The organism is Photobacterium jeanii (genome assembly GCF_001650345.1).
GTDB classification, from domain to species: domain Bacteria; phylum Pseudomonadota; class Gammaproteobacteria; order Enterobacterales; family Vibrionaceae; genus Photobacterium; species Photobacterium jeanii.
In genome coordinates this window covers 515,833-538,940 of record NZ_LVHF01000012.1, presented here as the reverse complement: position 1 = coordinate 538,940, position 23,108 = coordinate 515,833, and the positions used below count along the sequence as shown (strand labels likewise).

The window sequence follows — 23,108 nt, the reverse complement described above, 5'->3', positions numbered from 1 at the left end:
GATTGATGATGTTAAGGGCTAAAACGATTTTGACTGCCATTCAATCACTTTACCGTTGCTTAATTTCGCTCTGATTGAAAGCGCCTTCACTTTCGTATTACCTTGGACAAACGCCTTGTTAGAGAAGTTAGCAATGATTTTACTGCCATCACTGAAGGTGGTTTGTTGGATAACACCTTGCTTATCTAACCATGAAAAATTAACTAAAGCTTTATCCCATAGTTGTTGATGGATGGGCTCAAAGGCGATCTGATAATGTTTCAATGCGCGGATGCGAGGGCTGTTGCTACTCAAGGCTTCATCGCGTGTCAAATGCACCATAGGTGGCGTGTTGTAAAGCATCGCTGTTAAATCGCGCGCCGCTTTGACATCGGTGAACTTTAAGATGTCAGTATGCCAGTGGTGATTATTAATCACTTCATCGTGAAATACAGTTTGATATAACGGTACACGGTATTGGGGTGAAAACAGTAAAGTTTTGTATGGCGTTTTTACCTTTGCCGGCTTAAAGAAGAACTCGGGTTTATGGTCAGGATACCAACGTCCAAGGTAATAAGGCGACTTGCGGTTTTTGTGCATGTCTTTATCTGTCCAACCAAAGCCTACGGTTTCTAAACCATGGGCAAAACTGATCCCTTTCGTTGTCAAGCTGTTGCCATCTTCCGAGCCAAGAACCAACTGATCTTGGCTCGCAATCCACGCCATTCGATCGTTGAAAGCTGTGAGCATATCTGACTCGCTGCTGCCATCACGGTAATCTTCACGCGCCATTGCAGTTGCATCAACATCCAAAAAGAGGCTGTTGAAGCGGCCATATTTCACAATATCTAATATGCGTTGCTGAACATACGCTAAGTGACAGTTTGGATTTAGATAATAGCCGTTTCCTCTAAACCCTTTTTTCTTAGTGCCATCAGCTTGTTCAATGGCACATTGCTGGCGCATTGGGGTTGGTAATTGTGCCGTCAGCCAACCATCATTGGTGCCTGCAGGAATTGCAGTGTTATATGAGTCATAAGTCGCCACAAGGTAATTAGCGTTCTTTGCTGCGTCAATAACTTCAGGGTTATAGAATGCTGGCATCCAGTTATCAAACCCTAACCATAGCTTATTAAGTCCCGCTTTTTTAAAGCTAGCTAGCATATCGGTCGAGAGTGCTTGTCCCCATTTATTGGGCGTGATGAGGAATTTACCCGCGTGCTTCGCTAGCCATTGAGTGCGTTGTTGGGCGGTATCAAATTGCGCTTTAATAGTATTGTCGCTGAGTGTTGGACGAGCGACTGAAAACTTATTAGCGAGAGAAATACTGATTGAGTCAAGCAGCAGCTGTTTATGGTATTGGCTAAACCAATCTTTGCCTTGCGTTAAATTGCCAAGTTCTCGATTTGCTTCTTTCGAAACTGCTAACGACGAGTCATTGAAAAACCAATCTTTTAGTCCCCACCAATCTCTAACGTCTTGAATACTTAAAGGGTCTTTACCAAAGAGATACACATGGCTGGCACCAATTAGGCGTTGTAGTTGAGGATTGCGTTTCATTTTTACATCAAACGATTCGCTGAGCTTATTGGCAATGCGCCACTGACGATAATGCTGCGCACCACCAAGGACGCTTTTACTACGACTAATCACCACAGTAAACGGCTGATTACGGTTTAATACTGTAAATTGATGGGCAGCTTGCATGTCTACTTTGTGTTTTGTTGGTGCAAAATTGAGCTGGTTATTGGTTGCAGTAATTAACTGGTAGCTGAAAAAATTATCGTTAATTTCTGCTGTCCAAAAAGGCATTTTTAGATCTTGCGTTGTATTTGCTCCAGAGTGGCTATCATCGAGGTATTTTGCCCATTGTGGGTGATTAATAGGTATGCGCATACCTTCGCCGAAGGGAAGTAATAAGCTAGTCGTTTTTTGTTCATCAAGGTTGAACCAATCAAGTGTAATTGGCTGATTACGATGAATTTTACTGTGCTTGGATACAGCAAAACTTAAGGTGAGCTCGTTATTGTTTAGCCGAGCTTTAGCCTGAATGCCGCTTGGTTGCAGTGTCCAACTTGCACTGACACTGCCATTCGTTTTGAGGTTAGTGATAGTTTGGGTTTGATGATTGACCTTAAGGGCTGCCGTATTGATAGGTAACCCGTTCCATTGGACATTAAGGTATTGTGGAGAAAGGGTAATGTTTTCTGTTGGTGTACCAAGTGTGATATCACTCGCTTCTGCATTTGATACGCCTACATAGGAAAAAGTAACAAATGATAACGCACAAAGCGCCTTGAACTGACGGTTTGTCATGTTTCGCTCCTTAATAACTTGAGAGGTTATTAAAGCGAATGACTGTTATCATTTTGTCTTCTGTTTGTCTCCAATTGTCTGGTAAATGTAAACCTTTTTGGTAATCCGCTGTAATGATTCCATGAGAAGATTAAGTTAATGCTCAATTTGTCACTTAAATTGAGTTGGCTAACTACTGCTCTGAATAGGGAATAGCTACTCTTTGGATATAATTGATAATGATCCCTTGTTGATATTCACTTAGTGCAGCTGTTGCACTGAGGTGTTTGGCTTCCTCAGGGTAAGGGCTTGATTTCGGTACTGGCATATCATTATGAGTAAAAGGGATCTTGGCACCAAGTTGTTCATAATTTATATCGAACCATTGCCAGCTAACATTGGCTGGGGAGCATGTTTCTACATGAGGAGGCAAGTTAACTCGAATGTGAGGTGCACTTAGCTTGTTTTCTAAGGTGAGCCAACGGTCATCATCTACGTTTGAAATGATCAGCGGGATAGTATGATTATTTAGCTTGAGTTGATAGATGCCAGAACTTGGTGTTAATAGCATGTCTTTGACTTCAAATTCTTGGTATTGCTTCTTGAGTTGGAATTGAGCATCAAGCAATACCTTGCCTTGCGGGGAGCGGAGCACAATAGGGTAAGACGCTGCTTTATTGGTATTTGTTTGATCTTCTGGCGCTAAATTTTCTTGGGCTGACAACTTTATTTGATAGCTTTGCGTCGATAGCCCAAAACTGCGCACAATGCTGAGTTCAATGTGAGCACCTGTAGGGACATTACTTGCATGCATAGTGAGCTTTTGACCGCACTCGGTTTGATTCAAGATCGCTTGTTTTGCTGGTACCCAATATTGCTCATTAAGTTCATATTGGCTAAGCGCTAACACCAGTTCTTGCCAAGCCAGTTCAGGTTGGTGTTCAACGAGGGCCTGATATGTATGTCTTAGCGGGGTGTCACTGAACCAGGTATCAGCCGGCTGAGCTGCAAGCATTGTAGGTGTGGCTGTGATGATGCAAGACAGTAGTACCGGGAGCTTGTTTTTTATGAGTGAACTAAAAGCCATGAATAGTGCTGCTCTCTACTATTTGGAATGTGATTCTTTTACTAAGCGATAACCAACGCCACGGTGTGTTTCGATATTTAACACAGGTAGCTTTTGGCGTAAGCGTAATACGTGATTATCGACGGTACGGGTATTTGGAAACGCTTGGTAGCCCCAGATTTTATTGAGTAGTTCATCGCGATGGAAAACACGACCTTGGTTTTGTACCAGTAACACTAGTAGCTGAAATTCTTTTGGTTTTAATGAAATGTATTCATTATTTAATTTAGCTTGGCGTTCACCAAGATGAATCTCAATACCTGCGTAGTTGAGGTTAGTATTGCCTAATGGGCGTAATTGGCTGATCACCCGGGCTAATAGTTCTTCATTAGCAAAAGGTTTGGTCATGTAATCTTTTGCTCCAGCCATTAACCCTTCAACGCGTTGGGCTACATCAACTCTGGCGGTAAGCACTATTACTGGAAGTGCCTTTAAAAGCAGCCAATCAGAAAGGTGCTGTAAGCTATCACCATCATCTAGTTGACGATCCAATATAACCAAATCAGCTTTGAACCAAAGTGCGTTAACATCAGGCGCTTTTTGAACCCATAAGCATTGGTAACCATGGGATTTGAAGAAACTGACAAGTCCTTGACCAAGCAAGGCATCATCTTCAATCAATAGAATGGTTTTCATAAGGAAGTTCCAAAATAAAACGAGTGGGATTACGTGAAATGAGCAGCTTACCTCCGGCTTTTTTCATCAGATGGGAAACGATAGTTAAGCCGATTCCCATATTGTCATGATGCTTTCTTTGCTTAGTTGAATTGTGAATAACATTCAGAAGTGGCCAACGTGATAAATACATGATGATAGGGTGAGGAAGCTGACCTTCATCTTGCACTTCAATGGTGACTTTATTCGTTAGTTTTGCACGAACGATTACCTTACCTTGACCGTGCTGTTTGGCATTTTTAATCAAGTTATCAAGGCACACAGTTAGCCAGTAATAAGGTAAGTTGAGTTCTTGATCATGGCTCAGCTGATACGGCACATTGTGTTTTTTGCATACATATTCTAGCCACTCATCGAGTGAGGCTGGTTGTTCTAATAACTGAGCTGAATCTGTCGTGCTTAAATAGATTTTACTGTTTTCTGTCAGCTGAGAGAGACGCTGAAAATCTGAAATGAGTCGCCAAGTGGCGTCTTGTCCTTCTGGCGACATATGATCATATTGCTCACGAAACATTTCAACGGTTAACCCCAAGCTAGTAATAGGGGTGCGAAGCTCGTGGGTGAGCAACTGCAAAATAAAACTTCTCTCTCGACTTTGCTGTCTTTTAATGAATATCCCTCTAAGGCTTACGATGACTATTAACAAGCTCAGAAAGCCAATTATGGCTTGGGTGAAAGTCTGATAATGATCTGTACGTTCGCTAATACATAGGTTGCTATAGTGCAGAGTGCAGCTTTCACTATTTAGAGAGATATTGAGCTCTTTAGTTAAAGGTTGCCAAGTGCTATCTGGGATCGCCTTCCAGCCCTGTTCGCCACTTAGCCATAAGGTATTATCTTGTAACCCATCGCTTTCTAACCATGCGCGAAAACCACTAAAAAGAGCTTCACGACCTTGGGTTGAAAGAGGTGAGAGCTTAGTAAAAAGAGGATGATGCGGATTAGCTATTGTTAAGTAATTAGTAAGCTGAGTGAGTGAATCTGGGTATTGAGTAACATAGCGGTCAGCAAAGCTGCCACCAGCCGGGTGGAGTAAGCTATGGCTCGAAAACCATTGTGTCGGTAATGCTTGTTGATGACATAGTGCAAGCTCAAATGTAATGGCGTCTTTTAGTTCTTGGTTGGTAGTCGATAATAGCGTCTTAGATTGATCTGCTGGGTGGTTGCGGCATGTGGCGACCAATGTGGCTAATGATTGGATCTCTTGCCAAGAAAAACGTTCAAAATTAGGGTAGCGAGCGCTCTCTTGCAGTAATGTCGTCGGGTATTGATTTAAGGTTTGTTGAGATACAGTAACTGGCACGGCATTCCAGCTTCGCTGATAGAGGGTTTGCCATTTGCCTTGTAGGCTGAGTGCTTGCTCACTTTGGGCTAACAGTGTGCAAGGGAAAGTAACAGCCAAACAAAGGAATAAAAGCGTGGTAAGGCGGCTCATCAAGCAAGTCCGATAACAAGGTAAGCAGCAATTTTAGTGATATCTCGTTCTCAATTGTAACCTTTATGTCAATAAATCAGTTATTAGTTAGCACAATTGCTGTATCCCCCCCTTAAAAAGAGAAGAGGGGAGCACGACAAATAAGGTGAATTAATTAGGCTTAGGAGTAGCAGCCAGTTTGGCTTTGATAAATTGTGAGTGATCAACATAGATCAGCTCGGACACTTGGCGGATCACCGCTTCTTCAAGCGGGTCAATCACACCGTCGGCATAAGCCACTTGCCACATAGCCTCGATTAACGAATAGCGCTGCTCTGGCTGTAATGCACGTAGCTTGGTGGTGAATTCGTAGAGTGATACCGAATTGGCGCTTTTCACTTTGGCATCAGCCAGTAATTGGTTTGCACGAGCTTCGCTGACATCAAGTAAGCTGACCAACAAACTAACCTTGGCTTGTTCTTCCCTAGGGTCGACCTCATGGTCAGCGCTTGCCACTTCGCAGAGCAATGAGGCCATGGCGACATGCATACTCGTTGTATCAACTGCGCCACCATCCGTTCCTTCGTGCATGACTTGACGCAATAAAGTGCGTAGTTGATTAAACATATTGATCTCTCAGTTATTGCTATTTGGTAATGGTTATTACGTTCATTCCAATAGGATTGACACAGTAATTTATGTTATCGATAAAAGTATAGACAGCGAATTTTCCAGATAACTCCCTGAAAGAGGAAGTTAGTCGTCCATTTATGGTAGAATCCCGCCAGTTTTTTAGTGTTCAGAATCAGGAAATCCCTTGAGTCAGGATAACAACTCTTCTCAAAGCGTTTTAAATAATGAAAAAACGCTGAAAGCAGCGATCAAAGACTGCATGATGCGCGACCGTTTCCGTTTGCAGAAACGAGTTCAAGGCGCGGCAAGAATTAAAAATGAAAAAGCCAAACATGCTGTTTTTGATGAGATTGCTCTCGACATTGCTAAGTCAATGCAAGTGGTTGAGATGCGTAAAACCCAGCGTCCAACCATCACCTATCCAGAACTGCTTCCAGTAAGCCAGAAGAAAGACGAAATCGCCGAAGCCATTAAGCACAACCAAGTTGTGATTGTGGCGGGTGAAACCGGTTCGGGTAAAACCACTCAGTTACCAAAAATCTGTTTAGAGCTAGGGCGTGGTACCTCGGGTATGATTGGTCATACTCAGCCTCGTCGTCTGGCTGCTCGCTCTGTCGCGACACGTATTGCTGAAGAGCTGCAATGTGAGCTTGGTTCATACGTAGGTTATAAGGTGCGATTTAACGACAAAGTGTCTGATCGCAGCCAAGTTAAACTGATGACAGACGGTATCTTGCTGGCAGAAATCCAGAACGACCGTTTCTTAAATCAGTACGACACTATCATTATCGATGAAGCTCACGAACGTAGCTTAAACATCGATTTCATCATGGGTTATTTGCGTGAGCTACTGCCAAAACGCCCAGATCTGAAAGTGATCATCACCTCGGCAACTATCGACCCAGAGCGTTTCTCTAAGCATTTCAATAATGCGCCAATCATTGAAGTGTCTGGTCGTACGTATCCGGTTGAAACCCGTTACCGTCCAATTAGCGAAGACGGCGATGATAGCGACCGTGATCAACTACAAGCGATTTTTGACGCTGTTGATGAGCTCTGCGATGAAGGTTTAGGTGACATCCTGATCTTCATGAACGGTGAACGTGAAATTCGTGATACCGCAGACGCACTTGAAAAGCGTAATCTGCGTGATACCGAGATTTTGCCACTGTACGCCCGTTTGTCGGCAGGGGAGCAAAACCGCGTATTCCAATCGCACTCTGGTCGTCGCATTGTATTGTCAACGAACGTGGCTGAAACCTCGTTAACCGTACCGGGTATTAAGTATGTTATCGACCCTGGTACTGCGCGCATCAGTCGTTATAGCTACCGTACCAAAGTACAGCGCTTGCCGATTGAGCCGATTTCTCAAGCGAGTGCCAATCAGCGTAAAGGTCGTTGTGGTCGTGTGCAGGAAGGTATCTGTATTCGTCTGTATTCTGAAGACGATTTCCTATCGCGCCCTGAGTTTACTGATCCAGAAATTCTGCGTACTAACTTAGCGTCAGTTATTCTGCAAATGACAGCGATTGGCTTGGGTGATATTCAAGCTTTCCCATTTGTAGAAGCTCCCGACAACCGCAATATTCAAGACGGTATCCGCCTGCTTGACGAGTTAGGCGCCATTAATAACAAGGCGACTGATCCGCGTAAGCGCCTAACGACGCTAGGTCGTCAGTTATCTCGTTTGCCAATCGATCCTCGTTTAGCGCGTATGGTGCTGGAAGCGCCAAAGCAAGGTGCATTGCGTGAAGTAATGATCATTGCATCGGCATTGTCGATTCAAGATCCTCGTGAACGTCCGTCCGAGAAGAAACAAGCTTCTGACGAGAAGCACCGTCGCTTTAACGACAAAGAATCAGATTTCTTGAGCTATGTGAATCTGTGGGATCACATCCAAGAGCAACAACAGGCGCTATCGGGTAATCAGTTCCGTCGTCAGTGTAAGAAAGACTACCTTAACTACTTGCGTGTACGCGAATGGCAAGACATTTACTACCAAGTATCGCAAGTAGTGAAAGAGCTAGACTTCAAAATCAATGAACAAGAAGCCAGCTACCAAGGTATACATACCGCATTGTTGGCGGGTATGTTGTCGCACATTGGTTTGAAAGACCAAGAGAAAAACGAGTACCAAGGTGCACGTAATGCGCGCTTTAATATTTTCCCAGGCTCTGGCATTTTCAAGAAACAGCCGAAGTGGGTAATGGTAGCTGAGCTGGTAGAAACCTCTCGTTTATGGGGCCGTGTTGCTGCGAAAATTCAACCTGAGTGGGTTGAGCCATTAGCGCAGCACCTTATTAAACGCAGCTACAGTGAACCTCATTGGGAGAAGAAACAAGCGGCTGTATTTGCGTTCGAGAAAGTGATGCTTTACGGGATCCCAGTTGTGGGTAAGCGTAAGGTCAACTATGGTCGTATCGACGGGCAAGTATCGCGTGAAATCTTCATTCGTTCTGCGCTGGTGGAAGGGGATTGGGAAACTAAGCATAAGTTCTTCCATCAAAACCGTAAGCTGCTTCGTGAAGTTGAAGAGCTTGAGCACAAATCACGTCGCCGTGACATTTTGATCGATGATGACCAGTTGTTTGAATTCTACGATCAGCGTATCGATCATAGTGTCGTATCTGGGCGTCATTTCGATACTTGGTGGAAGAAAGCAGCGCGTGAAGATAACGAGTTACTTAACTTTGAGCGCGAGATGCTATTCCGTGGCGATGCTAGTCATGTGACGGACTTGGATTACCCGAACTTTTGGCACCAAGGAATCTTGAAACTAAAACTAAGCTATCAATTTGAGCCGGGTGAGGATAACGATGGTGTGACTGTTCACATTCCGTTGCCTATTCTAAACCAGGTTGAACCTGATGGTTTTGACTGGCAGATCCCGGGCTTACGACAAGAGTTAGTGGTATCACTGATCAAGTCGTTACCGAAAACATTACGCCGTAACTTTGTACCTGCACCTAACTATGCTGATGCATTCTTAGCACGTGTTGAAGCGCAATCTATGCCGCTACTTGATGCGCTAGAAAAAGAATTGAAGCGTATGACGGGCGTGAGTATCTTGCGTGAAGACTGGAATTTAGATCAGATCCCTGATCACCTGAAGATCACTTATCGCAGTGTCGATCACCGCAACCGTAAGCTAAAAGAAAGTAAAGATCTGTTCGGTCTTAAAGAAAGCTTGAAAGACAAGGTTCAAGAAACCTTATCGCAAGTGGCTGATGATGATATCGAGCAAGAAGGTCTGAAAACGTGGAGCTTTGGTACTTTGCCTGAGCGTTATCAGCAAAAGCGTGGCGGTTTTGAAGTAAAAGCCTACCCAGCGCTGGTGGATAACAAAGACTCGGTGGGTATCAAACTGTACGAAACGCAGGAAGAGCAGCAAAGCGTGATGCAGCAAGGTTTGCGTCGTTTGGTGCTACTGAATGTACCTTCGCCAATTAAATATCTGCATGCTAACTTGCCGAACAAATCTAAATTGGGTCTGTACTTTAACCCTTACGGTCGCGTGCTTGATTTGATCGATGACTGTATAGCCTGTGGTATTGATAAGTTGCTTGAACAGCAGGGTGGTTTAGTTTGGGAGCCTGAGAAGTTTGAAGCGACCAAAGAATATATCCGTGCTGAACTGGGTGACACCGTCGTTGAAATTGCCCAGCAAGTAGAAGAAATTCTTACGACGGCATTCAATATCAATAAGCGATTGAAAGGCCGTGTTGATTTAACGATGGCATTTGCGCTATCAGATATTAAAGCGCAGATTGAAGGTTTGATCTTCAAAGGCTTTGCGACAGAATGTGGTTGGAAACGTCTGCCAGATATTCTTCGTTACATGCGTGCGATTGAACGTCGAATGGAGAAACTACCAATCGATCCAAACAAAGACCGCGTGCATATCCTGAAGATTGAATCAGTGACGAATGACTACAAAGAGTTGCTGAATAAGATCCCGAAAGGTCAGCCTATTCCAGATCAGGTGAAAGAAATTCGCTGGATGATTGAAGAACTTCGCGTAAGTTACTTTGCTCAGCAGTTGGGTACACCGTATCCGGTATCTGATAAACGTGTGTTGAATGCTATTGCTGAGTGTTGATGGTATAACACTGGCGCTGCATCAATAGATAGCCGTTTATTGATAAGAGAAAACCGAAGCTGATTTAGCTTCGGTTTTTTTATGTCTTTTGATGGGCTTATATGAATTAAGACAGGCTTAGTCCGCGCTAAATGGCAGATACAAAAAACGGAGCTTCATGCTCCGTTTTCCGTCTATTGATGTCTTGCGAAGAAGGGGGAATTAACGTTCCCAGTAATCTTCTTTCAAGCAGTCTTCACGCTCTGGCAGACCACGAGATAGACGCGGTGCATGCTGGGTTAACACTTCGTAGCTTACACGGTTCGAGTAACGACAGATTTGCGAGAACGATGAATAAGTCAGGAATTCCCCCTGATGCTTAGACGAGTTCGGCACGTTCGCTTTGTGGAAGCCGTTAGCTGACATGTCGTGCAGTAGGGCAGACAAAGCTGCATCACCTGCGCCATTGGTGTTTTTGATCTCAACAGGGCCGCCTAGGTAAGGTGCAATGTGAGAGTAAACACGGATAGGGTTTTCACAGCTATCTTTACGCATTGGGCGGCTGAACTCGTATTTGTTGAATTCAGGGATTTGACCCGGTAGCAGTGGGTGAGTCGACTCACGTTTTAGTTCGTCGTCAGTGTAACCTGCCATGTATAGTCCAACAGGACCGGCAGTACATAGCACCATATCAACCCACTCAAGTGCTTTGTCTGCTGCTAGCAGTGGATCTTTCTCACCTGTTAGTGCTTCGCCTTCCTCTTCGTTCATTGCAACGCAAGAAACGTGTTCTTTCAGGAATTCAATCCACCATTCTTTCTTGTCTTCGATAACGTACTTGGTACCCAAAGTAAGGACTACAGGAACGTTATGCTTTTTCGCGTGATCGATCGCACGAAGCGCTGCGTCTTTCATTGGATCGGTTGGTTTACCGCGAACAAGGTAAGAAGAAAGCACAAGGGCAGAAGCATTTTCGAAAGCACATTCTGGAATGCTATCAGCACGAAGTTGGTTCATGTCGCCTTCGTTGATCGCGAAAGTACGTTCACCGTCTTCTGTGATTAGGGTGTAACAACGACCAATAGGGCCATCAACAGGCTGAAGGTAGTCAAGATCCATACGGCTTGAGGTGTTACATAGGTAACGGTACGCGTAAGAGCCAATCTTAAGATCTTTGCTCATTACGCCAAGTAGGATCGACTTATCATCCGCTAGCACAGAGTAGTTGTGCAGGGTATTACCGATAGTATCGCCAGGGTATTCGTGGCTGATCAGGTTACGCTCTTTAAGCTCTTCGTAAAGTAGTTCTGCTTTATCTTGGTCGAGCACTAATGAGTGACCTTTACTCAGAGAATGACGAGCTAGAAACTCATCATCAACACGCGCTTCAATGTCAACAATGGTTTGACCAACACCCACAATGTGAGAGCTTGCAAGTGGTGTTTCTTGTTGAATTTGAGCCATTAATGGATCGCGGGCATTGACAGGAAAGTAATGCTTTGACTTACGCTGACCAGGAAATTTCATGTTGTAGTAAAGGCTATTTGTTTGGGGGATTTTGATTTGATTCTACCACAGAAATCAAAGAAACAATCGCTTTCATCACAATCTAATGACAAAAAGTAGTTTGGCGGCTTATTTTTAAGCGATCTAAGTCACAGAAATTTATGGGAAGTGCAAAAACAGTACAGAGATTGAACGGATTGAGAATGAATCCTACTTGGGGCTAATTGTTGTGAGTTATATTTTAGTGAAATTAGCGTTTTGGTGATCCCGTTTTTAACGCGATATGGCTAATAAGATAGAGAAAAGCCAAGGTACGAAACCTTGGCTTTACGAGCTTTAATGTGAGCCGAAAGCTTTATAAAAGAATCAACTCAAAGAAATAAGGGAAGTATTACTCTAGCATCAGCTTGGCTGCAGGCGATGAACCGTCAACAGGGCGGTTAACGGAGATACTGCGACCTTTCTTCATGCCTCTTTCGTAATCATCAGTGATGCCTTTCATCGCTTCTTGAAGTTGCTGTTTGAAAGTCTCACGGTCGATGTTTTGAAATTCTTTATCGATATAGTTGGTAAGGCGTTGCTCGTGATCATCATCTGTAGTCAGCACAGGTAGCTTCTCAAGCGCACCTTCAATCCAACCCGCTAAGAATGATGATACTCGGCGAGTCACTTCACTTGAACTTGCACCAGTGCCAGCAAAGCTATTACGGAATTGTCCTGTTTGCTGGTTCATCTCACGGTAAACGATATCGAAAGCAAAGGCTGCAAAAATGGCACGTTCTGCCACCCCAATGAACTCAGCTTCTTTTAAACCTTTGTAGTTGGTTAGCACGCATTCCACGCCGAAACGACGGTTAATACCACGAATAATTTTAAGAATCTGCGGGCTAATATCAGCAGGTAACAAGGTTTTGCTTTTGGTTTTACCCATTTTAATGAACTCGACATCGTCTTTGTCCAAGCCGTATTTCAGCATCAGACGATGCGCCATGCGAATGGCTTGTGCGGCTTCGTTCACGTTTGCAGAGTTACCTAGCTCTAAGCATTTAGCAATTTTTTGAAGTGCTTTGCGCTTATTTTCAGACATTCAATCAAACTCGCTCTAAAAATGGGGGACATATTTTAACTGGTTATCAGCAAAATTTCAGAGAAAATTTAGTAACGTCCTAAACCTTGTTTGCATATGCTGCAAAAAACACCAGTGAAAGAGTAAGTATTTGAGTTACTTGTAATGAAATCTGTGTTGTACCTTGAGGAATCAGATTGGGCTTAGCATAATATCAGTAACACGACCGCTTGGTTTTAAGCTTAGAAGAAGACCTCATCATGACATCGCAACATCATGCCATTGATATCCCATTTGAATATCGCCATACCTGTTGGTTTTGTGGTGAACCCTACTATGACTCGTTTGGCTTTATGCCTAACCCTAACTATGAGCATCAAAGTGAGCCTTTATTGATCCCTAGTTGTCAGGAGTGCTTTAATTGCTGCAAAGGGATTAAAGTGAGCAGTTTGGATTTGCTACGTGATAAGGTCAAAGAGCAGCTTCATAAGCGCTATGCTAAGCATCTTCAAATTGGCATTAATTGGACCAAAGAAGAGTTAGAAGATTGTGAGTTTGAAGGTAAAGCGCTGGAAGGCTTTCGTGAAAGTGCTTGGATGATGTTTGAAATCGCCAAAGCGCGGGTTAACTACCAAGGTTGGCCTGTCAGCATAGATGGTATGCCTGTTGCTGGTATTAGCAACGCTTTCCAATTTGAGTTTGATGGTATCCGTTATACCGGATTACAACATGCAGTGAAGCAACTCGCGTTGAGCCATGGCATTCCTCAGCCTTATTTAGAGCAGGTTATTGAGTTAGTGGGCCGTGAGAAAATGGCTTATGCCTTACGTTTTTGTAAAACTTCGTATGGTTACTCGGAAGGGCAGATTAAAGCTAGCATTGAGAGTTTAAAAGCCCTGTTGGCAGAGGAAGCGGCAAATGCATCAGTGGCTGATCAGTCTATATCGAGCGATGCCAAGCGAGAGATACCGTTATCTGAAATTAAAGAGTTAATCTTATTTCGTACTATGGTTTCGCCGCATGCCATTCAGTGGGCGCTTGAGCGAGGTATCGATACTCTTGAAAAGCTAGCGCAGCAAGAAGAGGGGTTTTTTGCTCACTTTGAGCAAGACTCAGAAATGGTCGCCTTTACCTATTTTAATGGTTTGCAGATCTACCTTGAGCATAGAGAGAATGATCCGCAATGGGCTGAGTACGAAGACCCTAATCGAGACTTGTTCGCGAGTAAATAATTGTTCGATTAAAATGAAAACAGCCCAGCATTTGCTGGGCTGTTTTTTATCAGCTTTAAACAACCGCTTGTAACAGTTGTAAAAAAGAAATGTGATTACTGGTTATGGCGCGACCACACCATAGTCTTCCCATTTTTATCAAAAGCAAGAACCTCATAAGGCTGCTCAACACCATTTTGTTCCATACCCGGAGAGCCCATCGGCATGCCCGGTACTGTTAGACCAATGGCACGTTTTGGTTTCTTAGCCAAGAACTTCTTAATTTCTGCTGCCGGCACATGCCCTTCGAATGTGTAACCATCGATTTGTGCCGTGTGGCAAGACGCCAGTTCAGGTGTTAGACCTAGCTTGATTTTTATCGGGGCCATTTCGTTGGTTTTCACTACGTCTAAATCGAAGCCATTTTCTTCCATATGTTCAACCCAAGCACCGCAACAGCCGCAGTAAGGTGATTGGTAGTTTGTACCCTTGATGGTGCTAGCCATCGACAGTGAGCTAACAGAAAGTAGAGATACAGCAACTAGGTGAGAAAATTTCATAACGAACTCCAAATTATCAAAATAAATCAATTTTTCACGGCGAAAATTCGCCATGAGTTAAAAAGGTAACTGTGATTTATCGTGACATTGGAGGACGCAGGATGCGTTCTGAATAGTTAAAGACTTGAGCAATAGGATCGCCATAATCATGGCTTTCTGGCATTGCATCTAAAGAAAACGGGTAAGCGAATAAAGCAGCGACCGATGAGGTCGTAGAATGACAATCTGGGCTTTGGCAGTGGGATGCCATATCGCCTGCCGTATGTGATGATAGACAGCCATCATCACTTTGCATAACCATGTCACCGCAACACGTCATCTCACTGTGAGACAGTAACGTTTGTGTCGAGTAAGGCATGGCATTGGCTGAAAGAGGAAATAAGGTCAGCAGAAGAGCAGTTATTAACCACTGTGAAATGAAACGCTGAAATAGCTTCATAGTGTGCTCCTCCTTTTTGTGACGTATTCGAGCCAAATAGTGATCTTCGTAAATTATACGTACGATTTATTATTAGGGAAGATAATTCTTTGGTTTGCTGCGTCATTTGCTCAAGATCACAACTTTTCGCAGAGCGTATTTATGGAGGAAGTAAAGCAAAGCTTTGATGCTTAATTCATAGTCTGACCGTGCTTCAATACTCGATGTAAGCGGCTGTTTTACATCATGCTGGCATAAGATGTTACTCGAAGATTTAATCTCTTTTTTCGAGAATATAACCAAGTTTGTAAAAAGCGAATTATTCTAGGTTTGTTGAGCGAAATAAGTGCATTAGGCTGTTATTCGTCGTTAAGGAAAAAGCGATTGGCTTAACCAAGATTCATGAAGCGGACGGGCAGAAAAGCACTTACGTGAAACGTACTTTGCATAACGTGTTTGTGCCATCGTGTGGCTTGGCTGTTTGGAAAACATGCTCAGGCTGCCAGTGGTAATAAATTAAAGGACTATAGAATGATTAAGCTGAAATATCTCCCAGTGCTTGTTGGGTGCAGCCTTGCTGCAAACAGCTTTGCAATGAACATCCAGCCAGATCCTCAGGTACCGGGTGGTTACATCATTTCACGTGCGGATGTTGAGGCCGTTGAAAAACAAAAAACGGCGGATCCAATGTACGGTGTATGGGCGCAAGCTTTACGTACTTTGCCGAATGCCCAAGTTGAAGCGATTGAACCGGGCTTGGCAACAAACCCTGTTAACGTTAAACGAGCAGAGCGTGTGTTCCCATACGCTGAATGGGACTTCTTAACTAAGATGGCTGCACCTGAATATACCTATACACGTTTCCTTCGTGCGATTGGTAAATTCCCTGCGTTCTGTGGCGACTACACCGATGGTCGTGATGCTGATGCGATTTGTAAAAAATCTATCGTGACAGCCTTTGCCCACTTTGCTCAAGAAACCGGTGGTCATATCTCTAAAGATAACCATTGGGATAACCCGCTTGGTTTGGAAGAGTGGCAGCAAGCACTTGTGCACGTTCGTGAAATGGGGTGGTCTGAAGGTCAGGAAGGCTACCGCACAGGCTGTGGTCAAAATGACTGGCAGAACAAAAAATGGCCATGTGCAGCGGGTCAGGGCTATTTTGGACGTGGCGCGAAACAGCTTTCTTACCACTTTAACTATGGGGCATTCTCTGAGGTCATGTACGACGGTGACGCCACTGTTTTGCTTGATAACCCAGGGTTAGTCGCGGATTCTTGGTTGAACTTGGCTTCAGCAATTTGGTTCTTCTTAACACCTCAAGCGCCAAAACCAGCAATGCTGCACGTTATTGACCGTACTTGGAAGCCATCACAACGTGAAATTGACGCGGGTATTGGTTTCGGCTTTGGTACCACAATTAATGTGATTAACGGCGGTATTGAATGTGGTGAGCAAAACAAAGATAAAGGTCAGCCAGTTAACCGCGTGAAGTACTGGGAAGGGCTTTCTTCTCACTACCATGTACCTGTTGAAGCTGACGAAGTGAACACGTGTTGGCAACAAACACCTTATGCGAGTTTGAACCTAAATGGCGCGACTGACGTGTTGTACACCAACTGGGATGGTAACTGGAAGTATTACCCAGATCGTCCTGAAGGTAAGTCGTTTGAATGTTCGTTAGTTGGTTTCCAAACTGCATACTCAGCGCTTGTTCCGGGCGATTATGAGAAGTGTGTAACTAATTTCTATGAGTCGCATGCAGGTTGGCCGAAAGTACGTGTGGTTGATTCTATCGAACCAGGTCCAGGACCGGGTCCAAACCCTGGCCCAGATCCAACACCGGGTGATATTACTAAATGGGTACCAGGACAAACTAAGGTTAACAATGGCGATAAAGTGACTTATAACAATAAGTGCTTTACTGCGAAAAATAACCCTGGTGTGTGGGATACCCCAACACAGTCAAACTGGTTCTGGGATGAGTTTACTTGCCCTGTAGGTCCTAACCCAGCGCCAAACCCTGAACCGACGCCAGACCCAACGCCGGATCCAAAACCAGAGCCAACACCGGATCCTAAACCAACGCCAGATCCAAGCTACATCCAATGGCAAGCGGGTGTGACTAAGGTAAACAATGGTGACAAAGTAACGAATGCTGGTAAGTGTTTTGTTGCGCAGAACAACCCTGGCGTTTGGGAAACACCAACGGCTTCAAACTGGTTCTGGAACGAAGAGGTATGCAAAGGAGCGGCATAAGCGCCTTACTTACGTGTGCTAATTAGTTAGTAACATCTTAGTTCTTAACGAATAACGGCCTTAAACTCAGTTTAAGGCCGTTTATTTTTGCTTATCGTTTGGTTAGTAAAGGTTAAGCTTCGCACACCGCATGCTTTTCAAGTTTTTCGATCAAGACTTCGCGGCGGAAGGGTTTCGGTAGGTAGTCATCCATGCCTGAGTCAAAACAACGCTGTATATCGTCATCTAAGATAGAAGCGGTAAGGGCGATGATATGCGTCGAACCTAAGTGCTCGTTTTGCTCATACTCACGAATTTTGGTGGTAGCTTCAAAACCGTCCATGATTGGCATCATGCAATCCATTAAAACCAAAGAAGTTTCACGGTGGTTAGCTTTGTATTTCTCAACGGCTTCTTGGCCATTATTGGCAATTTCAAATTGGTAGCCAAGGCGTTTGAGGTTCACTGAGACCACTTTCTGGTTGACGACATTATCTTCCACAATCAGCACTAAGCCGTCTTTTGTTTCGTTAGCGACCGGTTCAATATCTGTATTCACATCCTGATCTTCATCATGCACTTTGGCAGACTTAATCAAAGTATCGAGACGGTTACCCAGCAGCGGCAGGGTAATATAACCCGCGGTGCAATCGCCATAGTCAGGCTTTTCTGAGTTATTGTTTCGTGCGACTAGAATTGGGAGCTCAGGGTACTTTTGATGAAGAGCCTCTACCTTGTCACCATAGAAGCGTGTATCTAATACGATCACGGTATCTTTGTTGAGTTCAGGACTGATTTCATCTGGTGATGCCACAATGTCGAATGGATAACCAAATGTTTTTAAGTTCTGGACTAAGAGCTGATCTGCGTTTGGGCTACAGTAAACCAAGCTTTTACTGACACTTTTGCGTGAACGAGTTTCTGGATCTTTAGCGAGTTGGATTGTGAAGTAAAACTCACTGCCTTCACCTTTGGCAGACTCAATTTCTATTTTGCCACCCATCATTTTGATCATTTTTGATGATATCGCGAGGCCAAGTCCTGTCCCGCCAAAGTTGGCAGAAGTGCTGCTGCTTTCTTGCTTAAATTCTTCAAACACCTGAGCATGTTTGCTCTTTTCAATACCTATCCCTGTGTCTTTCACTGAGAAGAAGAACTCTTGTAATTGTTCGTTTTCTTCACCAGCATGCAAACTAAACGTCACCGAACCAGTTTGAGTAAACTTGATGGCATTCGAGGCAAGGTTCATTAAAACCTGTCGGACTTTTTGCTCATCAGCGCGAACATAATCAGGGATATGGCCTTCCAAATTCACCACAATATCGACTTGTTTTTGCTGAGCCTTAGCAGCAATAAGAGCTGCGGTATCGTAGATGATTTCCTTTAGATCACAGGTATGCGCATTAACTTCAAGGTTGCCTGATTCAATCTTCGACAAATCGAGTACGTCATTAATAAGCATCAGCAAAGTCTGCGAAGACGCATTGATGGTCGTGAGGTAATCTTTTTGAATAGCCGATAACTTTGAATCACTTAAGATTTCGGTCATCCCAATAATGCCGTTGAGAGGAGTGCGAATTTCATGAGACATATTGGCAAGGAACGAACTCTTGGCACGGTTGGCACGAGTCTCTTTTTCTTTTGAGCTGATCAAGGCGGTTTCTAGTTGTCCAATCGCACGAATGACAAACATCAAAACCATAATAATTGCAATGCAAAGCAGCCCTGCCAATAGGTAGCTATACATGTGATAGCTTGAAAGCTCTTTTTTGATCAGAATAGGGATCAAGTTATAAAGCGTATTGAGGTTCGCCTCTACACGATGAATGGTTGAGCGCAAATCGCCAAGTTGGCCAAGATTATGGGTATAACCCAAGGTTTCAAAGCCACCGCGTAGTTGGTAATAGTTGCTAGAAAACGCCATAAACTCATTTTGTAATGCTTCGTTATTACTATGGCGCTGGATTGTCTGTTCAAGGACTAACAAGGAACGATCAATATCGTTAAGTAAGCGTGTGTCAAAGTCTTTGAAAAAGGCGATCAGTAACTCTTGAGTATCAATAAGTTGATAAGTTAAGGCTTCATCATTAACAGTAAAAGCACGGCGTTCAAAGTCTAAAGTCGCTTGTTTAAGTTCATCGATATAGCCGATATTGTTGTTGTCAGTACCATAAATTTGAAAAACAGTATTGGTTAGCCGATTGAATTGGCTGACATAAGCATCAATGGCGTTGAGAGTATTCTCACTATCGTAGTTTGCGTTGAGTTTGTGAGCTTCTAAATTTGCATTGATATTATGCAGTTGCTGACGGATGGCGTTTGCTTCTTGCTCCATCTTCTCTATGTATTTATCGTCTTGGCGCGCCAGAAAGTCTTTCTCATGGCGGCGCATCATCAACATTTGCTGAGAAGAAGTAGCAATATCTAATTGAAGTTGATGTAAAGCGCTTTCTTCTTTCTCTAGTAGGTTAGTGGCATAGAAGAAAACTATTACCAAAGTGAGGATCACACCGCCTCCCCAGTAGAGCAGTGTTTGAATGGATTGGTTTTTAGTCTTTGTCATCGAACTCTTCCTTGAAACGATAATGAGGCAATCAATAAGAATACATAGCGTTAGCAGGCATTTAATACGATTGTAATATTAGTATTAACGCACATTGAAAAACGGCTTGCGCATTGTTTTTTAGCGATATGAGATATAAAACCAGTTTCAACTGATGATGCTTGATGTCCTCATAATGAGTAAAGCAATGACAGTGCTTTTTTGTTGTGAAGCAAGCGCAAGAATTTACCAAGCCTTACTTTGTCCTGACATTTATGCGAGGGCTATCGGTTTTAATATTTGCATTAACTCAACGCCAGTCAGCATAGGCCGCAAGAGCCTTAAGCAGTAGCTGACATAGACTGGCAACAAACGGCGAAGTGGCAGGATTTTGGGATATGCAATATACAGAAGAAGACCAACAAATTTTACATGACACATGGATGAGCTATAAGGCGAAAATGCGCGTGACTCAAATTGAGATGGCGAAAAAGCTAGGCATTAGTCAGCTTGTATTTTCTGATATTCTTCGTGGGAAATTACCGCTAGAACATAAGTTTGTTAATCAATTCTGTGAATATATTGGTGTAGACCCATTATTAACACTCCCGTCATTGCGTAAGAATATAGGCAGTGCAAGCTCGGCAGGAAGCGTTCTAGTGACTAACCGTTATATTTTGGACGGTGAAATCCGCAATGTTCGTTACAGTGGTAATCAGCTGATTGTTGAATATGAGCACGGCGTAACTGAAGCGACAGCACATTAAATCATAATAAGCATTAATACCTTAGTTTCTAAAAAACGCCTGATGATTTTCATTGGGCGTTTTTTTATATCTTAATGGTATCGTTGATTTCGATTGGTGGTGTTAAATTGCTTTGGTGTGTGTTTATTGCTTTTGTTTTTTCTTGTGCAGGTGTTATTAATATTGGTAATGCTTGTTTTTGGTTTTATGTGATTGATTTTTAATGATTTGTTTTTAGATTGAGAAATTTAAGTAATTTTGTACTAGTTTGCTATTACAATTTATTTTTAGATCTGTTACTTTGTTTTTGCTCTTGAACGGCAAGAGCGTTTCTTTCTAGTAATTAACTTTATTAATAACCTATTGGTTGTGGCATTTAATTACTTTTAAGGCACTGGTTGTATTTAGCAAATAAATGCAATTAGCAATAAAGTCACTTGAACTCAATTAAGAACCATCATTCAAAAGAAGTTGTATAGAATGAAATTAAAACAATCAGCATTATTGATCACATCCCTTTTAGTAGCAGGCCAAGTTTCTGCAATGACTGTTTATCAAGATGATCAGAACAAATTTGATGTTGGTGGCGTGTTTGTATTAGACGCTTTCCAGCCTAAATGGGGAGATGATGAAATCTTCTCTGCAGGTCGTAGCATCCTAAACTTTGGTTTTGAACGTCAAATAAATGCAGACACTAGTATCGATGCCAAATTAGAGTGGGATCAGTTTTTAAACTCACCAACGTCTGGTAAGAGTAATTTCCGCAATCGCTTGGGTTATGTCACGGTAAAAAATGAGCAATTGGGTAGCCTGCGTTTTGGTAAACAGTGGTCAGCTTACCATGATGTTGCGCGCTACATGGATAACCTGGTGATTATCGATCCTGACGCGACCCCAATTTACTCTGAGGGCACAGATGGTGGTTTTGCAGCAACGGGGCGCGGTGACAATCTGGTCGCTTACCGCTACAACCGTGACGGTCTGAATGTATCTGCACACTACGGTTTCACTAGCCAAGGTGAGACTGGTGATATTAAACGTGCACACAACTATGCAGCATCAACTAGCTACGACTTTGATTTTGGTTTGAGCTTAGGTGTTGCGTACCTTGAGAACAAGGTGAGTGTGGACGGTGGTGCTGATGTAAATGGCTTAAAAGATGGCGACAAGCAAAAAGCGGCCACTTTTGGTGGTCAGTACGTGCGTGATGGTTTGAAGGTGTCAGCGGTTTACACCAAAGGTAATAAGATCCACAAAGCAGGGTTGCAGGGTGGCAATAGCGAGATGAAGTGGGCTGATGCTGACGCGATGGATGTCTATGCACACTACGCGTTTGCATCAGGCTTCCGTCCTTATGCTTACGCATCTCATGTTGATTTTAAAGAGAACGACAAAGGCATCGGTGGTGAGCGTCAAGTATATGCGTTAGGCGTAGCTTATGCTTTCACGCCAGAAACCATTCTGACGTTTGAAGCGAAGCAAAATAAACTCAATGAGTTTAATGCGAACTCAAGCCAAACTGACAATGGTGGCGGTTTCAACTTCGCATACATTTTCTAGGTTGTTACTACTTAGACTTTAATCAGTAACTTCTGATTCAAAGCCCTCGAGCGAGGGCTTTGTTTTACCTGTTTATTGCTAGTTGAATGATGCCGTATTGGAAAATAGCATGATTATTAAACCAAGGTTCCATTCTGGTAATCTTCAATCGCTTGATTAATTTCATCCATACTGTTCATCACAAACGGTCCATAGTGCACTACAGGCTCATTGATCGGTGTGCCTGATAGTAACAACACACCAGCAGCATCACTGGCTGCCATTGCCAGTCCTTCACCTTCAGACAGCAAAGCTAGTTGTCCTTGCTCGATGTGCTTGCCGCCGATTGTGATCGTTCCTTTATATACGTACACCATAGTTTGGTATTCAGGGTTGAGGCAGGCTGAAATATTGGCTGCGCCTTGCGTTCGCCAATCAGCGACTGTCAGAGGTACACCGGTTTGCTGAAGTGGTCCAGTGACAGTGTCACCTTTAATCGTTAAGTCACCTGCAATGACTCTTACTAGGCTATGGTCTGGCAGGGTTTTCTCTGCAATAACCTCGGTTTGGAAGTCATGATATTGCGCGGGGTCTTTCTTTTTAACCGCAGGTAAGTTGATCCAAATTTGAAAACCATGCAATTGACCATCGGTCATCATCGGCATTTCACTGTGGATCACACCATTACCCGCTGACATCCATTGTGCGCCACCATCACGAAGCTCCCCAACATTACCCATGTGATCCTTATGCTGAAAATGACCACTTAGCATGTAGGTTAACGTCTCAATACCACGATGTGGGTGAGGTGGAAAACCTCCGACGTAATCATCGGGCGATACTGACTTTAGCTCGTCGATCATTAAGAACGGGCTAAAGTGAGGGTTATCGAAGCCATGAACACGCTGAATACGAACGCCATCACCATCAGCAGAAGAGTGAGATTGAATAATTTGATGTACTTTGCGATAAGCCATAATTGCCTCCAACGTTTATGTCTAGAGTGTAGGAGGCGACAGGGCGTGATAACAGGGGGTAAAAACGAACAGCTTGTTCAAAAAAATCGAACAGAGATATTTGCC

16 protein-coding genes are annotated in these 23,108 nt (G+C 43.5%); 5 read left to right on the top strand and 11 right to left on the bottom strand.

Going from position 1 to position 23,108, the window contains the following annotated elements; translation table 11 throughout:
• Window positions 1–18 precede the first annotated feature (18 nt).
• From A3K86_RS03815 to A3K86_RS03795, 5 genes are all read right to left on the bottom strand, one after another.
• Window positions 19–2,295, bottom strand: a complete 2,277-nt coding sequence (locus A3K86_RS03815; RefSeq protein WP_068327949.1) for a glycoside hydrolase — start codon at window positions 2,293–2,295, stop codon at window positions 19–21.
• Window positions 2,296–2,467: 172 nt separating this feature from the next.
• Window positions 2,468–3,361: a DUF2861 family protein gene (locus tag A3K86_RS03810; RefSeq protein ID WP_232321901.1), complete on the bottom strand. Its 894-nt coding sequence runs from the start codon at window positions 3,359–3,361 to the stop codon at window positions 2,468–2,470.
• Window positions 3,362–3,379: 18 nt separating this feature from the next.
• The gene (locus A3K86_RS03805) at window positions 3,380–4,036 is read right to left on the bottom strand and encodes a response regulator transcription factor (protein WP_068327946.1); all 657 of its coding nucleotides are present in this window, start codon (window positions 4,034–4,036) and stop codon (window positions 3,380–3,382) included.
• Window positions 4,014–5,510 carry an ATP-binding protein gene (locus A3K86_RS03800; protein ID WP_068327943.1) on the bottom strand — a complete coding sequence of 499 codons (1,497 nt, stop codon included), beginning with the start codon at window positions 5,508–5,510 and terminating at the stop codon, window positions 4,014–4,016. Before A3K86_RS03800 ends, A3K86_RS03805 begins: the two co-directional genes overlap by 23 nt.
• 150 nt (window positions 5,511–5,660) lie before the next feature.
• Window positions 5,661–6,116 carry a tellurite resistance TerB family protein gene (locus tag A3K86_RS03795; protein WP_068327940.1) on the bottom strand — a complete coding sequence of 152 codons (456 nt, stop codon included), beginning with the start codon at window positions 6,114–6,116 and terminating at the stop codon, window positions 5,661–5,663.
• A 241-nt stretch (window positions 6,117–6,357) separates the two neighbouring features.
• Here A3K86_RS03795 and hrpA point away from each other — a divergent pair, with 241 nt between their 5' ends.
• Window positions 6,358–10,221: an ATP-dependent RNA helicase HrpA gene (gene hrpA, locus A3K86_RS03790; protein ID WP_269747604.1), complete on the top strand. Its 3,864-nt coding sequence runs from the start codon at window positions 6,358–6,360 to the stop codon at window positions 10,219–10,221.
• A gap of 201 nt (window positions 10,222–10,422) precedes the next feature.
• Here hrpA and A3K86_RS03785 read toward each other — a convergent pair whose 3' ends face one another.
• Together A3K86_RS03785 and A3K86_RS03780 are read right to left on the bottom strand one after the other, a co-directional pair.
• Window positions 10,423–11,727 carry an inosine/guanosine kinase gene (locus A3K86_RS03785; RefSeq protein WP_068327937.1) on the bottom strand — a complete coding sequence of 435 codons (1,305 nt, stop codon included), beginning with the start codon at window positions 11,725–11,727 and terminating at the stop codon, window positions 10,423–10,425.
• 370 nt (window positions 11,728–12,097) lie between these two features.
• A complete protein-coding gene (locus A3K86_RS03780) occupies window positions 12,098–12,793 on the bottom strand; it encodes a DUF2786 domain-containing protein (RefSeq protein ID WP_068327934.1) in 696 nt (231 codons plus the stop codon).
• Window positions 12,794–13,032: 239 nt separating this feature from the next.
• Between A3K86_RS03780 and A3K86_RS03775 the strand changes: the two genes are divergently transcribed.
• Window positions 13,033–14,004: a hypothetical protein gene (locus tag A3K86_RS03775; protein WP_068327931.1), complete on the top strand. Its 972-nt coding sequence runs from the start codon at window positions 13,033–13,035 to the stop codon at window positions 14,002–14,004.
• Between the two features lie 95 nt (window positions 14,005–14,099).
• Here the strand turns inward: A3K86_RS03775 and A3K86_RS03770 are convergent, their stop codons facing one another.
• Window positions 14,100–14,543 (bottom strand): DUF411 domain-containing protein, encoded by a 444-nt coding sequence (locus tag A3K86_RS03770; RefSeq protein WP_068327928.1) that lies wholly within the window; start codon window positions 14,541–14,543, stop codon window positions 14,100–14,102.
• 76 nt (window positions 14,544–14,619) lie between these two features.
• Complete coding sequence (locus A3K86_RS03765; RefSeq protein WP_068327924.1) at window positions 14,620–14,982, bottom strand: hypothetical protein; 363 nt, start codon at window positions 14,980–14,982, stop codon at window positions 14,620–14,622.
• Between the two features lie 510 nt (window positions 14,983–15,492).
• Between A3K86_RS03765 and A3K86_RS03760 the strand changes: the two genes are divergently transcribed.
• Window positions 15,493–17,220, top strand: a complete 1,728-nt coding sequence (locus A3K86_RS03760; RefSeq protein WP_068327911.1) for a chitinase — start codon at window positions 15,493–15,495, stop codon at window positions 17,218–17,220.
• Between the two features lie 112 nt (window positions 17,221–17,332).
• Here the strand turns inward: A3K86_RS03760 and A3K86_RS03755 are convergent, their stop codons facing one another.
• The gene (locus A3K86_RS03755) at window positions 17,333–19,762 is read right to left on the bottom strand and encodes a hybrid sensor histidine kinase/response regulator (protein WP_068327909.1); all 2,430 of its coding nucleotides are present in this window, start codon (window positions 19,760–19,762) and stop codon (window positions 17,333–17,335) included.
• Between the two features lie 377 nt (window positions 19,763–20,139).
• On the opposite strand from A3K86_RS03755, the gene A3K86_RS03750 reads away from it, so the two are divergent.
• Window positions 20,140–20,508, top strand: coding sequence for a helix-turn-helix domain-containing protein (locus tag A3K86_RS03750; RefSeq protein WP_068327906.1), 369 nt, complete (start codon window positions 20,140–20,142; stop codon window positions 20,506–20,508).
• A 459-nt stretch (window positions 20,509–20,967) separates the two neighbouring features.
• Window positions 20,968–22,047, top strand: coding sequence for a porin (locus A3K86_RS03745; protein WP_068327904.1), 1,080 nt, complete (start codon window positions 20,968–20,970; stop codon window positions 22,045–22,047).
• A 116-nt stretch (window positions 22,048–22,163) separates the two neighbouring features.
• On the opposite strand, the gene A3K86_RS03740 is transcribed toward A3K86_RS03745, so the two are convergent.
• Entirely contained in the window at window positions 22,164–23,003 is an 840-nt protein-coding gene (locus tag A3K86_RS03740) for a pirin family protein (protein WP_068327902.1), read from the bottom strand.
• Window positions 23,004–23,108 lie beyond the last annotated feature (105 nt).